The sequence below is a fragment of the Clostridium sp. AF21-20LB genome (assembly GCF_003478795.1).
Lineage (GTDB): Bacteria > Bacillota > Clostridia > Lachnospirales > Lachnospiraceae > Otoolea > Otoolea fessa.
In genome coordinates, this window is sequence record NZ_QUGD01000008.1 from 1 (window position 1) to 15,694 (window position 15,694).

Annotated in this window: 13 protein-coding genes, 2 pseudogenes and 1 riboswitch; of the genes and pseudogenes, 11 read left to right on the forward strand and 4 right to left on the reverse strand. The window is 39.4% G+C overall.

What is annotated here, in order from left to right; translation table 11 throughout:
- Positions 1-193: 193 nt before the first annotated feature.
- The 8 genes from DWX76_RS06000 (at position 194) to DWX76_RS06030 (ending at position 7,294) form a co-directional block, all read left to right on the forward strand.
- Positions 194-652, forward strand: a complete 459-nt coding sequence (locus DWX76_RS06000; protein WP_147353838.1) for a hypothetical protein — start codon at positions 194-196, stop codon at positions 650-652.
- A gap of 575 nt (positions 653-1,227) precedes the next feature.
- Positions 1,228-3,351 carry a penicillin-binding transpeptidase domain-containing protein gene (locus DWX76_RS06005; protein WP_118570297.1) on the forward strand — a complete coding sequence of 708 codons (2,124 nt, stop codon included), beginning with the start codon at positions 1,228-1,230 and terminating at the stop codon, positions 3,349-3,351.
- An 88-nt stretch (positions 3,352-3,439) separates the two neighbouring features.
- Complete coding sequence (locus tag DWX76_RS14275; RefSeq protein ID WP_270234414.1) at positions 3,440-3,787, forward strand: DUF6070 family protein; 348 nt, start codon at positions 3,440-3,442, stop codon at positions 3,785-3,787.
- Between the two features lie 4 nt (positions 3,788-3,791).
- Positions 3,792-3,995, forward strand: coding sequence for a hypothetical protein (locus tag DWX76_RS14935; protein ID WP_412693994.1), 204 nt, complete (start codon positions 3,792-3,794; stop codon positions 3,993-3,995).
- A gap of 40 nt (positions 3,996-4,035) precedes the next feature.
- Positions 4,036-5,058 carry a DUF6070 family protein gene (locus DWX76_RS06015; protein WP_412693995.1) on the forward strand — a complete coding sequence of 341 codons (1,023 nt, stop codon included), beginning with the start codon at positions 4,036-4,038 and terminating at the stop codon, positions 5,056-5,058.
- A 59-nt stretch (positions 5,059-5,117) separates the two neighbouring features.
- Positions 5,118-5,558, forward strand: a complete 441-nt coding sequence (locus tag DWX76_RS06020; protein WP_118570298.1) for a hypothetical protein — start codon at positions 5,118-5,120, stop codon at positions 5,556-5,558.
- A gap of 16 nt (positions 5,559-5,574) precedes the next feature.
- Complete coding sequence (locus DWX76_RS06025; RefSeq protein ID WP_118570299.1) at positions 5,575-6,801, forward strand: hypothetical protein; 1,227 nt, start codon at positions 5,575-5,577, stop codon at positions 6,799-6,801.
- Positions 6,802-6,853: 52 nt separating this feature from the next.
- Positions 6,854-7,294, forward strand: coding sequence for a hypothetical protein (locus DWX76_RS06030; RefSeq protein WP_107001154.1), 441 nt, complete (start codon positions 6,854-6,856; stop codon positions 7,292-7,294).
- A 96-nt stretch (positions 7,295-7,390) separates the two neighbouring features.
- On the opposite strand, the gene DWX76_RS06035 is transcribed toward DWX76_RS06030, so the two are convergent.
- The 3 genes from DWX76_RS06035 to DWX76_RS06045 form a co-directional block, all read right to left on the reverse strand.
- Positions 7,391-9,187 carry a BlaR1 family beta-lactam sensor/signal transducer gene (locus DWX76_RS06035; protein WP_118570300.1) on the reverse strand — a complete coding sequence of 599 codons (1,797 nt, stop codon included), beginning with the start codon at positions 9,185-9,187 and terminating at the stop codon, positions 7,391-7,393.
- A gap of 1 nt (position 9,188) precedes the next feature.
- Positions 9,189-9,575, reverse strand: a complete 387-nt coding sequence (locus DWX76_RS06040; protein ID WP_107001152.1) for a BlaI/MecI/CopY family transcriptional regulator — start codon at positions 9,573-9,575, stop codon at positions 9,189-9,191.
- A 191-nt stretch (positions 9,576-9,766) separates the two neighbouring features.
- Positions 9,767-10,027 (reverse strand): helix-turn-helix transcriptional regulator, encoded by a 261-nt coding sequence (locus DWX76_RS06045; protein WP_118492192.1) that lies wholly within the window; start codon positions 10,025-10,027, stop codon positions 9,767-9,769.
- A 28-nt stretch (positions 10,028-10,055) separates the two neighbouring features.
- Between DWX76_RS06045 and DWX76_RS06050 the strand changes: the two are divergent.
- Positions 10,056-10,406, forward strand: a pseudogene (locus DWX76_RS06050) (terminase TerL endonuclease subunit); the annotation flags it as partial.
- A gap of 1 nt (position 10,407) precedes the next feature.
- Here DWX76_RS06050 and DWX76_RS06055 read toward each other — a convergent pair.
- Positions 10,408-10,929, reverse strand: a complete 522-nt coding sequence (locus DWX76_RS06055; RefSeq protein ID WP_118570301.1) for a type III toxin-antitoxin system ToxN/AbiQ family toxin — start codon at positions 10,927-10,929, stop codon at positions 10,408-10,410.
- 385 nt (positions 10,930-11,314) lie between these two features.
- Here DWX76_RS06055 and DWX76_RS06060 point away from each other — a divergent pair.
- Both DWX76_RS06060 and DWX76_RS06065 read left to right on the forward strand, forming a co-directional pair.
- Positions 11,315-11,488: pseudogene (locus DWX76_RS06060) on the forward strand (PcfB family protein); the annotation flags it as partial.
- Between the two features lie 532 nt (positions 11,489-12,020).
- Positions 12,021-12,111: riboswitch (cyclic di-GMP riboswitch) on the forward strand.
- 434 nt (positions 12,112-12,545) lie between these two features.
- A complete protein-coding gene (locus DWX76_RS06065) occupies positions 12,546-15,551 on the forward strand; it encodes a response regulator (RefSeq protein ID WP_412693996.1) in 3,006 nt (1,001 codons plus the stop codon).
- Positions 15,552-15,694 lie beyond the last annotated feature (143 nt).

Below are 15,694 nucleotides of genomic sequence, written 5' to 3' on the forward strand. Positions count from 1 at the left end.
GATAGAATCAGTATAGGAAAAGATTTTGAAGTTGATGTAGAGTCTTTTTGAAGAATTATTGCCTGGGAAAATTGTCAGCAGTTATGCAACGGGTAATCGTGATATTGAAAATTCTTTCATAATGTTTAGAGTTTGTGACGTAATCAAGGATATCCAATATTTCCCGGTTTTTTCAGAGACAATTGGAAGGAAAATGCTTAAGAGTTGGAATAAACCAGTACCAAAGAAGCGAAGTATCTTCATAGAAGATAACAATGGTGTAGGAAGAGGTAATGGTGGAACTGGAAATGGGAATAAAAACAATGTAGAAAATTCTAAATTAAGAAGTTTGATTTTGTTTGCACGTTCATTAATGATTTTACATATTAATGATCCGCAACCAATGAATGGAATGCTAAAAGAAATATATGAAAAATTAGAATTACATCCATATTGGAATGTGAGAAATTATGAGGTCAAAGCTGTAAATACTGCGATAGGAAGTTTTTTACGGAAAGATATTAATGTTCAAAATGAAAATTTTCAAAACTTGCAGGACTATATACTTTATTTGCAAACAAATGTAACTGGAAGGCGTTTAAGAAATACTAATTTCGATACGTTACGAAATATTATGGGAACAGAATACCCGGCAGAACAAGTATATTTTTGAGTTAAAAAATATGTGAAGAAATATCAAAAAAGTAAAACACTACCCCAATCCTGAATATACATTGCATACTTTCGCTATGCAGTATAAAATCAGAGTTCAGGGGAATATTGAAACCGTCTGTCTGCTTTCAAGGAAACCTTGATTTTCTGCGGTTTGTGGGATATTAAGGAGCGAAAATGGATGTGTGTTTTGTAGCCTTATGAATGAATCATTTGAATATCGTAGCAGAGGGGGGTTTTGAGACTCTGCTGAATAATAGGCTTTTGCTAAAAGGTATCACTTTTGCGAAAATGTATGATATCTCCCGGCAGGAGCCTTTTTGTATAAAGATAACTTGACTTATAAATCTTACTGATGTAATATTTACACAAGTGCAGCAGGATTGCGGACGAAATTTTTTTGTTGCGAAATCTTACGCATGTAATAAAAAGAGAGGAGGAATGCATAGTACGATATACCCAGCAAAGAGAAATTTTTTTATTTTAAAATCTTACGAATGTAATATTTTGAAGATATAACGTACATTGAAAATAGAATATGACCATATCAGCAAAGCAAAATGAATGGAGGTCAATATGAAGAAAGGAAAAAGCAGAAACAAGCGAAAGAAAACAAGAAGCAGGCTCCTATGGATTGCGATTGCTGTTATAGGAATAGCTGCGGTAATTTCTGCAGTATGCGTGGCAGGAATGTTGGCAACAAAGGAAAATGCCTGGAGGACACCGGAAGAACTTCTGGTGGAGTACATGGATCATATTCCAAAACAGGAGTATGAAGAAATGTATGCGATGCTACATATTGAGGCATCGGGGAATGTCAGTCAGGAGGATTTTGTAACTCGAAATTCAGCTATTTATGAAGGTATAGAAGTCCAGAATATGGCTGTTCAGATTATTGCATATGATGAGGAGCAAATGGCGGTAACCTACCAGACTTCTTTTGATACAGTTGCAGGAACTATCAGCTTTGAGAATGAAGCACTCTTCCTAAAGGGCGAAGATGGATATAAGTTGGTTTGGGATGATTCCATGATTTTTCCGAATCTGACTTCTACAGATAAAGTAAGAGTTTCCACTACACAGGCAGTAAGAGGAGAAATTCTGGATAGGAAAGGACGTGTCCTTGCAGGAAAAGGTATAGCTTCTTCGGTTGGAATCGTTCCGGGCAAGGTGGAAAACAGAGAGGAAGCAATTGCACAGATTGCAGAACTGTTGGAAACAACTCCGGAAGCGATAGAAAAGATGCTGTCGGCACAGTGGGTAAAGGATGACTCCTTTGTGCCGATAAAAACCATTCCGAGGGTTGAAGAAATCGAGTTGATGAAGATTGAACCGGACGAAGAGGTGCTGAAAGAAAAGGAAAGACATGAAAAGCTACTGGAAATTCCCGGAGTGATGATATCTGATGTTGAAGTGCGTGAATACCCATTAGGAGAAGCGGCTGCACATTTGGTCGGGTATGTTCAAAGCGTTACTGCGGAAGATTTAGAGGAACATGCAGGAGAAGGCTATACAGCCAATAGTGTAATCGGCAGAAGCGGAATGGAGGGCTTGTTTGAGAGTGAACTGAAAGGCCAGAACGGTTGCAGGATTTACATTGTAAATTCGGAAGGCAAAGAGAAGGAGGAACTGGCTTGTATTCTGGTACAGCATGGGCAGGATATTCAGCTTACGATAGATGCCAATTTGCAGGTTTCCTTGTACGAACAGTTTAAGGAAGATAAAAGCTGCTCAGTGGCCATGAATCCTTATACCGGAGAGGTATTGGCCTTGGTCAGCACACCGTCCTATGACAATAACGATTTTATTATGGGATTGTCCAGTGAACAGTGGACTGCGCTTAATGAGGATGAGAATAAGCCAATGTATAATCGGTTCCGGCAAGTGTGGTGTCCGGGGTCTACATTCAAGCCAATTACCGCTGCAGTCGGCTTGGAATCAGGAGCAATCGATCCGATGGAAGATTACGGGAACGTAGGCTTAAGCTGGCAAAAGGATGCATCGTGGGGTTCTTATCATGTAACAACACTCCATGCATATGAACCAGTCATTTTAGAGAATGCCTTGATTTATTCCGATAATATTTATTTCGCAAAGGCAGCATTAAAGATTGGCTCAGAAGAGATGGAGAGTTCTTTGACCGGACTTGGTTTTAATGAGGAACTGCCATTTGAGATTAAGATGGCAGAGTCGCAGTATTCCAATACAGAGGGAATTGAAACTGAAATACAGTTAGCTGACAGCGGTTACGGACAAGGACAGGTTTTAGTGAATCCGTTACATATGGCTTGTATCTATTCTGCTTTCTGTAATGAGGGAAATGTCATAAAACCGTATTTGGTATATCAGAAAGACGCAGTAGCTGAGTATTGGATTCCAGGAGCCTTTTCTAATGAGACAGCAAGTCGTGTATTGGAAGGAACAAAGAAGGTTGTGAATGATTCTAATGGAACTGGATATGCAGCCCATCGGGATGACATTCTTTTAGCGGGAAAAACAGGTACGGCAGAAATCAAGGCATCGAAGGATGATGCTTCGGGTACGGAATTAGGATGGTTTGCAATTTTTACAGCAGAAGATACGGTAGAACGTCCTATATTGATTATCAGCATGGTAGAAGATGTAAAAGGAAGAGGAGGAAGTGGATATGTTGTTAAGAAAGACCGCCTGGTTCTGGAAGAGTGGTTTAGTAGTAATTAGTTTTTTACTGATGCATAGTGTTTCGGGGTGCAGCGATGCACCCCCGGAAGAAGATACAGTTTCGGAAACAGTAATTGATATTTAGGCTATTCCAGAAGAACCTCAGGAGAATGCAGAAGAAATTATAAACATCTGTATAGATCTTTATAAGAAGGCAGCAGAAGAAAACCAGATAGCTGATTTGGAAACGATTCGCAGTATTGTAAATTGCCTTGGAGAAAATGGATATCCGGCTGTTGACAGCAGAAATCAAGTTAACATGACTGAGGCAGAGCAGGTACTGGAATTTTGCGAAAAGGTGGATGCACAGGAAGAAGCAGAAATAACGATTCTTGAAGTCAGTTATTTTGGCGGATTTGTAAAATACGATTTGCACTCAAAAGACGGAAGTGTGGATGTGGTCAGAAGCTATTACAAGTATGAAAAGAAAGGATGATATTATGGCATTAAAAAGAAAAAGCATTCTACTGATCATGGTATTTCTGATTGGGTGTTTCGTGTGTGCCTGTGGAAAAGAAGATAGTGTTGCGGGAGAATCTCTTGTGGAAGATACGGAAGAAGTATCTTCCACGGAGAAAATAAAAAAATGCCGAGGAAGAGGCTGCAGTACAATGGGAAAAGGGCTACAATCTTCCGGTAGATGAACAGGAAAAGGAAGAAGCTGAGAGTGACTGTAAGAAGCTGATGGAACTTTATCTTGACATTTATGAAACAGCAGATAAAGGGATAGCATCTAATGTTGTTTTGGATGATCAAACGGTTCTTGAAATGCAGAAGAAGGTAAAGGACGCAGGATATCCAATTGCTACGATGGTAACGTATTCTAACATGGGGAATTATGAAAGTGTCGATAGTTTTCTTAAAGAATGTATGGAAGGGCAAAGCGGTTCTGTAGTAATTTATGAAATCCACAACGATGGTGGACTGGGCAGAATGAAATTCATTTTTGATGGAACGGATATGTATGTTGTAAGTGCAAGAGGAATCTGGAATGCTGACAACGAGCCGGGAATTTCGTACATTTCATATACGAGACTCAAGGAATGGAAATACACGGAAAAAGGATGGTTCTGCTATGAGTTGTGTGTGCCGGAGCCACCGGAAGTCAGTGAAATTGTGGATGGAAGCTGCCTGATTAGAATAAAACCTATGACAGAGGAACAGCGTGAAATGTCTGAACGTTGTGTTCGAGGTCTTGGATATCAGGGAAATAACCTTTTGTGTTCAAACTGGAATATAGAAAATCTGAATGAGTTGGATTATAACGGGATGTTTGAATATCTGTATGGAATGAAATATGGAGAAAAATTTAATTCCGAAGATTATCCAAATGGTATCCCAAAAGAAGAATTCGAAAGTCTGATTATGGAATATCTTCCGATAACAGCAGAGCAGATACGGGATTACGCAGTATTTGATGAGGAAAACCAGACCTATTATTGGGTGCGGCTTGGATGCTTTAATTATGCGCCTACCTTCTTTGGGACATCTCTGCCGGAGGTTGTCGACATCAAAGAAAATGAGGATGGGACGGTTACGTTAACGGTGGAGGCAGTTTGCGACATGGTCATTTGCGATGATGCAGTCATTACCCATGAACTTACGGTAAGATTTGCAGAGGATGGCAGTTTTCAGTATTTGGGGAATGAAATCCTAAATGACGGAATTATGCAGATACCCGATTACCAATACCGGATTAAAGAATGATTTGATGATAATGGTGTTCTATGATAATCTTACATGTGTAAGAAAAGAAAGGAGGACACATGAAAAAATTAAAATTAGTTGGAATATTGGTAGCAGTTGTATTGATAGGCGGAGTAATATCCATTTCATTCATAAATAATAACATTGCCTATAAAGTGGAAAAGGAATTATGTGAAACACCACTGCCAGAGAAAACGGAACTGATAGAGTCAATATCACGGGCAGGGAAGCTGACAGGTAACGGAAACGGGATGCAATATTTTGGTGCGATTCTAATTCAGAGCGAGTTGTCCTTGAAAGAACTGGATGATTACTATTCGGATCACAGAAGCAATGAATGGGAGTATCTTGTGGAAATTCAGGAAGGACAGTCTATTGATGTGATTGACAACGAAACTCTGAATTTTGGGAAAGAAATAAATGACGCCGGATATTACATTGTATATTCATGGGAAAGCGAAAATTCTCTATTGAAAGAACTGGATATACGAGGACATTAAAAAGGGGGCTATATCAATGAAAAAATTTATGCTATGTATTATGGGCTCGCTCATTGCACTGTTTGTAGTATTTTGGTGTTGCATTTCGTATACGGTAAATTACAAGAAGATAACTTGCGATACATCCGTTTCACCAGATAAAAAATATGAAGTGATACTTCAAGCTGTTGGAGAACCGGAATGGCCTTTTGGTTCAGCAAGTGGACGGTTAGTCCTTAAAGAAGGCGAAGATAAGATATCGCAAACAGATTTTGAATTGCACAATGACGGTGCAAGCATCAGTAGCAGCTGTTGGAAGGTTACCTGGCATGAGGATTATGTAGAAATAATTCTATCAGGTGAAGAGCAATTTGATGAACAAGTCATTTTATATTTCGATGGTATGAAAGAAATACAGCAATTGACAGATGTAGCAGATATTGAAGTAGAATATCCATCAGGAGAGAGATTAGATGAAAGCCGGGTTATAACTGAACAATCCTTTGATGTAGAATTGAATGATTGGGGTGAAGTACAGTTTGTATCTTATCTGCCGACTTATGAAACGCTCTGGGAAGATGTTTCATTTGTGCTGGCAAAAGACAATCAAATTATATATTATTTTCCGGAGTGTTATGAAAATAATAGTACAGAGAATGATAGTGTAGGAATGTTTGATAGTGTTGAAGCGGTTGGATTTCAGGATATAGATGGAGATGGTGCAAAGGATGTGATTGTCATCATAAACTATGTTACAGGAGCAGGACCGCAGGGAATGATGCCACGAAAGATCATTAGAATATTCAGTTCACAGGATAATGGTTTTGTCATTCAACACGATTTAATGGATGAATTAATGGAAAATATGAAAGAGGATGATATTTCTATTCCTGCGATCTGTGATTATGTGACATTAATGGAAACAAATGAAATATATGATGGATATCGTACTATATATCAACAATACTTCGCAGACGAAGGATGTGATTTTATGATATCATACGGTGCGAATGGAAATTCTAGAGTTATCTTAAATGAGAATGAGGAAATAATAGAATATCTTGTATATGACAGACTTTCGGAGAATGAAAAATGCGAATTATATGTTTTATACAGAAGTAAGAAAAACACAGATGGTTCATGGTATATCTCAGAGGCGGAGATCCTTGATATATTTGCATATAGTATGTCTACAAAAGATGTGGTCAGTAGTGGTAAAACATCATGGTCAGCGACTGGAAGTGAAGAGCATGAAATAAATTAAGATAAGCTTTTGATTTTAATTCGATTATCTACATGTGGTGTGAGGTGTTTTTATGAGAAAGTTTGTTAGAACGTATTCTCCATTTTTAGTATATTTTGTATGTGTGGCTTTGGCTTATTTTCTTTGTTTTTATTTATTTCCCAAATATAATGCGGCCTTAGCCTATTTGGGTTTTTTAATTATATATACATATATTGATATTGGGGTTTTTATTTTAGGTTTTTTTATGGGAAAAATCATTGTCAAACGCAGCATTGACATTAGCTTTTTGCTGTGCCTAATATATGCATTAATTTCTTTCGGGTTGATGCTCTTGATAGGTTCTCTGAAATACGTTTTTTATGATTATATGTATAGTAACTTTACGTTTACATTTTCAATCTTCATTGAATCATTAGGTGATAGAGATAGTTTGTTTGTTTCAATTGGGACATTTATATCTTTTTTTATTGGAGAAATTATAGAATACATCAATGATAAATCTAATTCTTGACGTATAGAACTGGATAATTGAAACGCTTTTATGCATAAAGTGAAAATAAAAAAATCGGGCAAAGGATTATACGACTATGACCTTTACCCGATTTCTTTATTTCCAGATATTCATGTCGGACAAGATAGACATGGTTATTTCAGTTGCGTTGCCTCCGGTAGCATCGCTGTCTGCACCAATGTTGGTAGCGAAAAAGTATGTATTATCTACAGTTTCGATATAGCCGATAAACCATCCGTTCACATCTTGGCCATCCACACGTCCGGTTCCGGTCTTTCCGTAGAATGTTCCGGCATCGGAAGAGGAAAGGCAGATGGCATCTTTTACTGCATTGATATTTTCAGGGGCGAAGCCAAGGCTGTTATTCTGCAGCCTGGTTAGAAGTTCGACCTGCTCTATTGGGGAAATCTTCAAGGAAGATTCCATCCAATAAGTGGAGAAATCACCACTTATATTTTCGTTTCCATACCCAATTTCCTCAATATAGTTGGAAATGTCAGCGGTTCCAAGCTGTTCGTCCACAGATTCAAAATACCAATTCACGGAGGAATTCATTGCAGACTGTAAAGTCTGATCCGCATTCCATGCTTCAAATGGATAGGTTTCGCCATTCCATGCAATGAACGAATTTTCCGGTGTAATGATCTCTTCTTCCAATCCGAACAGGGCATCATATATCTTGTAGGTGGAGTTTGGAGCAACTCGTAAGGTGGCATGCTCCATGTCGTGTATGCTCCATGCATCATTTTCTAAATCATATAAAACAAAGCTACCTTTGTATTCTCCGAAGTATGTGGAGAGGTCTACATAGGTAACATTCTCAGAAGAGGAGTCCCATTGGTAGTAGTTTTCGTCTGCTGCGTATGTAGAAATAAAAGGAGCAAAACCTAACAGGAGGACAGCAGTCAGTACAAATGCCGTCATACCTTTTAGCCTTTTTGTAAATGTTGGCTTCTCATAAGATGCGATATTGATAATTCTCCGCTTCATCTGCTCCATGTTTCCACCAAGGCTGGCAGCAAACGGAAAAGGAGTAAGTGAAACCTTCTCTGCAAAGTTAATCAATGTATTGCCATAATCTTCGTAAGCATCCTCTTCAAGCATCTTTAAAACAGAGGTGTCACAGGCAACCTCTCTGTCATTACGCATTTCTTTCAGAGCGTACCAAACAAGAGGATTGAACCAATATACCACTCCAGCAAGGTTCATCAGATAACTGGCAATAGCATCATGGTGCTTGTAATGCTGCAGTTCATGTAACAGCATATACCGCATATCGGATTCGTTATAATCAGAGATCAGATGAATCGGAAGATAAATACACGGTTTCAAAAGTCCAACAATAATCGGGGATTTCAAAAATGCGGTACTGTAGACAGGAATATCTCTGTGAATCCCTATCTCTTCTAAGCAGTGATGATACAGTCTGCGGACTTCCTTGTTCTGAAGGGGAAGTGCAGATTTCTCCAAGTTGCGTAAACGGAGAGAGGATTTGATTACCAATATAATCATTGCAAAAATGCCTACAATCCATATCCCTAACAATATGTATCCGGAAATGGATGGTGTCTCGCTATTTACAGAAAGTGCGAAGTCATTCATCCAGTCTGTATTTCCTGCTGGATTAATTCCCACAGCTTCTCCTATAGCGGTTGCGGTACCAGAAGCAGGAGAGCTTCTTAAGTTACCGAGCCACGAGAAAATTTGAGGAAATCCGATTAAACGGAACGGTATAAAGGGAAATGTCAGCAACCCAAGAAGCAGGAACCACAGATTATACTGCATACGGCTGGAAAGGTTGTCTTTGAATATCCGCTTGGCTATCAAAAGAATTCCGATGATACCGCTGATAAATACATTGCATATTAAAAAGCGTATCATAAAATCAGCCACGTTAATTGCCTCCTTTTTTTGACCTCTTTGAAAGAAGGGAGCGGAGGGTATCTATTTCTGTTTCAGACAGTCTGTCATTTTCTATATAGGCAGACAGCATGGCAGTGATATCTCCGTCATAGTATCGTTCCAGAAAAGAATTGCTTTCCTGGCCGATGTATTCGCTTTCCTTCACGACTGGGGTGTAAACAAACACTCGGCTCTGTTTTTCATAAGTCAGAGCGCCTTTGGTCACAAGGCGTTTGATTAAAGTCTGTATCGTTTTCGGACTCCAGCTTGTGGTCTGTAATAATTTATCTGTTATTTCATTTGTACTGATCGGCGCATGTTTCCATACGATTTTCATAACTTCAAATTCAGCTTCAGAAATCTGTGGTAAATCGCTCATTTCAAATCCCTTCTTAAATCTTACGGATGTAATAAATATATTATAGACGCTATTTATGTGATTGTCAATTTCAGAAAAAACAGATTGACTTGAAATCTTACTCTTGTAATAATTAAAACATTACAAGAGTAAGATTTAGAGATGACTACAAAAAGAAAAGAACCAGAATCACAACGGATTAGCTGGTTCCTTTACTCGTTTGAATTACCTCTTTTATGTATAAGTGCTAAGAGGTATTCAATTGCTGGAAGAATCTCGGCTGCCTCTTGCTCATCACATTCCTGTAGCATCAATAACAGTTTTTGTTTTTTCAACCCGTCCGTAGCAGTGTCAGGGTGAAAAATATGGTCTGCAGGAATGTGTAAATAAGCGATGATCTGGCACAATACTTCGAACTTGGGATTACCACGGTCGTTTTCAATATTTAGTATTGTACGCTCATCACAACCTATTTGTTCAGCTAATGCTGCTTGAGATAGATTCTATCCCGTGATTTATGGTGTATCCGATGAGGATGATTGGACGAGCGAAGCTACATGGTATAAAGCCAATCCTTTCCTTGGAGAAACTATCGATATTGAAAAGGTTCGAAATGCCTATATCAGTGCAAGGGAAAATGTTGCAGAAGAGAATATCTTCCGGCAGCTTCGATTAAACCAATGGGTAAAACAGTCCACACGTTGGATGCAGATGGATAAATGGGATGCGTGTGCATTTCTCGTAAATGAGGAGGAACTTATCGGAAGAACCTGCTATGGCGGTTTAGACCGTTCAAGTACATCAGATATCACGGCATTTGTACTTGTGTTTCCACTGAGAAATGATGAAGAGTTTATGTATCGGAATAAGAACTGCATTTTTCTTCCAACATTTTGAAGTCACAGCATCTTGCAGCAAGGGAAGAATCGGGCTTGGCAATGCATTTCTGATATAATTTCATGGCTTTATTTTGCAGAGTGTCCTGAACATTGTCGATTAAAGCTTTTTCTTTCTGGAGAAGGTAGACATAGTCTGTTTTTTCTTTTTCGTTACTGAAAGAACGGAAGCTTTCTACCTGATTATATTTTAACTGTGTAAGACAGTTATCAGGAACCGGAATCATATTATTGATATTTAATACCGCATAAAGATATCCGGTGGATTCATCCTGGAGTTTGTGGAAATCCAGACTGTTGGACATCTTCTGATGTTTTGGTTTTGCAGAGGAAATAGGGACATAGTAGTGGAAATCTCCGATAGTAAGAAGAATTCCCACATGGAGTTTCAAACGTTCCCCATATTCCACATATCCGACACGGGAATCAAACTGTGTCAGGTAATGGATGTATTTTTTATCGACAACGTACCAATCCATAAAGCCTCCTGAAAAGTAAAAAAGTGGGTGGATTACTCCACCCACTGCTGTTAACCGATTGTTTTAATTGGACAATCTAACCGCTTTTAAACGAGCATTTTAACTGGACGCTCTAACCGCTACACAGATATTTCTATCTGTGTTTTTATTATATGCAATTTACAGCAAAAAATCAATGCCTGTAATTGCTAAATTTTTATGAACTTTTTTCGATTTCTACAGGATTGATTTTATCACAGACAGGTACAAAAAGAAAGAGAGGGATCACTGATAAATCCACAGAAGTTCAGAATTTGAACTTCAAGAAGTCTAAGAATTTGATTAATTTCTGTTTGTAAATTTGAAATAGAACATAGACATAACAGCGTAAGGGCAGTTATAGACCGCAAGTGTTTTACAGAAGGCAATGAAGATGTATCTGGAGCATCAGAAGCATAAGAAGCCTTCCCATGGGAAAATCCCGGTAAAGAAGCTGGTCGGTCAGGGAGAGGGTGCAAAGTCCATTGAGGTTACGGATAGCAATATAAAATCCTTTGAGCGTGTCGCAAGGAAATACAATGCCAGACTGTGGAGACAGGGACAGAAGGAAACAGTAATGATCTATCATATCATCAACAAAGGAACATAAGAAGCCGGAAGAAGCTGGGAACGGATCAGGAGAAGACTGGAAAATATACGGGTGCTGGCTGTTTTACTATTGTTGCTGAGGCTGATGGTGTTGGAGCATCAATGAGGGGGCTGCTGAAAGCATATGAGAAAGAGCGGAATGAGTGGAGCTCGCTGGATTTTGTGACAAGAATATAATGGGTGAGTGATGAGGCTTTGCATTGCGAGTTGGTTCGTGGTGTGAAGCCTCTTTTGGGATCTAACATTTATTATCGAACAATAGGTTATGTTTAGTTAATGGAGAGAATAGCACTATAAATGATGAATGAGTTTCATATGAAAAAAATGTTAGGTTTTTAGGATTCATCGATTTAGATTTTTTATAAAGAGAAGTTCAAAAACAGAAGTAAAATATGTGTAGATTTTTCAAAAAAAAATTATTGACGTGCGGAAAACCGCGTGGTATGTTTTTTTGAAGAAAGAGATTATTTTAAAGGCAAACCTATTGAAAGGCAGGGTCGCAAAGCCAGAAGGGACTAAAGTCAGAAAGCTTGACCATGTCAGCCGGTTGTCACTGTTTCCATATCATCATAATATATGGAAAAGATGTTTGAACAGAAGAGATTCCGATACCTTTTATACTATATAGATGTGTGATTTAAAAAAAATATAGTAGGGACACTGGCAGATCTTGGCAAGTGTCCTTTTTGTATGCAAAAATGGGTAACAAAACTAGCAGGGACAGGTTTTCTGTATACAGATAAAAGCAGGATGAAGAAGGCATAAGACGGAGAGAGGACTTTTATAAAATGAAAAATTATGAAGACAAAATATATTCCTTAGGTGAGACTGTAACGGGACAGACACAGGCTATGTCACAGGTCATACAGAAAACACTGGAAAATAATGGCGGGGTAGGTATAATGACAGGATCTTATGACCAAAACCTGTCTATTTTGTCTGTGGATAATCTGCTGTTGCATAGTACAGGATATACATTCGATACTTTCATGGAACAGACAAAAGGTTCATTGAGAAACTTCTTTTATGACGCGGAAGATATACTGGAGCGAGACCGCTTTTTGCAGCTTCACGGAACAGGGGAAGCACAAATCATTGCAGCAAACGGTACAGTGAATAATGTACGGCTTTGTAAAGAGGACGCGACAGATGAGGCGGGCAGACAGATCTGGGTAATGTCCGTACAGGTCAACTGGGATCATGTAAATTTGGCACTGCTCAATGAGGCTATCTATTCCGGCTTCTGGTATTTTGACTGTGACGAAAACAGTGAGATTGTGAATGCAAACTGGAGTCATGAATTCCGAAAAATGCTTGGCTATCATGATACTCTGGACTTTCCGAATAAACTGGAATCCTGGTCAGATCTTCTGCACCCACAGGATAAAGAAAGAGTAATGGTGCAGCTTCAGGCGGTAATTAAGGATAAGACGAACCAGATAAAATACCAGGTAGAGTATCGTATGAGAATGAAGGATAATCAATACCAGTGGTTTCGGGCATCGGCGGAAGTAATACGCCGTCTGGATGGTTCTGCCAGCAGGATTGCCGGGATTTTTATTAACATTGATGGGGAGAAAAAAGAAATCATGCAGGCACAAAAATCTGCTGCTTTCCACCGGGCTTTTACGAAAGCAGATTTGTGCGAGTATTATGTGAATCTGGAAGCGAATACTTTTGATACCTTTAAGGTTGAACCGTCCCTGATGACCGTCTTTGAACAGAGTTATACATGGGATGAATTGATTCGGCATTTTGTGGATTCCTATGTTGTGGAGACAGATAAGAAGGCGGTATCCTCTTTTTACGACCGTGGTTATATTGCAGAAAGGCTGAAGGGTCTGGAAACCGAATTGGCTTTAGAGTGCCGTATCAATCTGAATGGAGAAGAACGATGGGTCCGCAATGTGGTCATACGTGGCGAAATAGAGGATTCAGAATATGCCATGATTTTTCTGCGTGATATCACAGAGGCAAAGGTAGAGAGCGCACGGCATCTGCAGATGGCAACGGATAATGCTTCCATGGAGCAGTTGATTCAGAGTATTGTGCGTCTGGTTGACCGCTTTGTTGTCTGTGATCTGGAAAATGACAGATATGAATTCTACAATCTGAATGGACAGATGATATATAAACCTCTGGGATTTTATCATGATTTTCAGATGCAGGTTCTTGAAAAATATAAGACACTGGAACCATTAGAAGCTATAGATATCCTGATAGCCCCGGATAATATTCGGAAGAAACTGAAAAGTGAAAATGATATTTATAAGTTTGAGTATTGCAGCCTGGATGAAAAGACTTATAAAATCGCTTCTTATATTCCCTTGGAATGGAAGAATGGAAAGCTGGAAAAGGTATTGCTGGCATCCATGGATGTGACACAGGAGAAGAAAGCAGAGATTGAATCCCGTCAGGCACTGAAAGAGGCTTACCGGTCCGCAGAAAATGCAAATCGTGCGAAAACAGAATTCCTTTCCAATATGTCCCATGATATCCGGACACCAATGAATGCGATTGTGGGTCTGACGGCAATCGCAGGAGCAAATGTTGAGAGCAAGGACAGAGTCATTGAATGCCTCGGCAAGATCACAGAATCAAGCCGCCATCTGCTGGGGCTGATCAATGAAGTATTGGATATGGCACGTATTGAAAGTGGAAAAATGACACTAGCACAGGAAGATTTCAATCTGTCAGAGCTGGTAGATAATCTTATTACACTTACGAAACCGGTGCTTGATGAACATAAACATAATTTTGATATACACATCAATCATATTGAACATGAGGCTGTCTGTGGTGACAGCTTGAGGATTCAGCAGGTATTTGTGAATCTGATGAGTAATGCGATCAAGTATACACCGGATGGTGGAAATATTACTTTTTCGATAGAGGAAAAACCCAATGGATTTTCAGAACTTGGATGCTATGAATTTACGATTGAGGATAATGGAATCGGTATGTCACCGGAATTCCAGAAAATCATGTTTGATCCGTTCAGCCGTGCAGATGACCACCGGACAACCAGAGTTCAGGGAACCGGTCTTGGAATGGCAATCAGCAGAAATATTGTGAACCTGATGAATGGCACTATTAAAGTGGACAGTACCTTGCACAAGGGAACTAAAATCACAGTAACAATTTATCTGGAGCTTCAGGAAAAAGAAAAAGAACAGGACAAAAATCTGATGAATCTGCCGGTTCTGGTAGTGGATGATGATAAGACATGCTGTGAAAGTACAGTTGCCACACTGAAAGAAATCGGTATTACAGGTGAATGGGTTCTTTCTGGCAAGGAAGCTGTTGAACGTTGTTATGCACGTCATGAGCTAAAAAATGATTATTTTGCTGTTATCCTGGACTGGAAGATGCCGGAGATGGATGGTATAGAAACTGCCAGACAGATCCGGAAACGGATCGGGAAAGAGATTACCATCATTGTACTGACATCCTATGAATTCAGCGAAATTGAAGAAGAGGCAAAGGCGGCAGGTGTAGATGCTTTTATTGCAAAACCGCTGTTCCGTTCCCGACTGACGGCTACACTGCGGCAGTTTACTTCAGGCAGAAAAGAAAATACAGCGAGAAATTATCTGGAGAAACTGTCAGAAGCAGATTATACAGGAAGAAGGATTCTGCTGGTTGAGGATAATGAGTTGAACAGAGAAATCGGTGTTGAAATTTTGCAGATGACAGGGGCAGAAGTGGAAACAGCAGAAAATGGGAAAATCGCAGTTGAAAAAGTGGAAGCTTCTCCGGAAGGATTGTATGATCTTGTTTTTATGGATATCCAAATGCCTGTCATGAATGGTTATGAGGCAACTGCAGCAATCAGGAGTCTTCCGGGTGAAAAGGGAAAACTGCCTATTGTTGCCATGACTGCCAATGCTTTTGCAGAAGATGTACAGCTGGCCAAAAATACAGGCATGAATGGGCATATCGCGAAACCGCTGGATATGAATAAGCTGAATGATGTTCTGGAAAACTGGCTGTAATTGTCTTCCTGGATGTATGGGAAAAGCAGCTAGGAAACATAGAGAGGGTTTTGTTATGACAGAAACTAAATATATATTTTCGAAGCAACCGCAGTCCATGGCAGTTTTGGTTTTTATAACCGTGCTGCAGAAGCAGCAAAGCG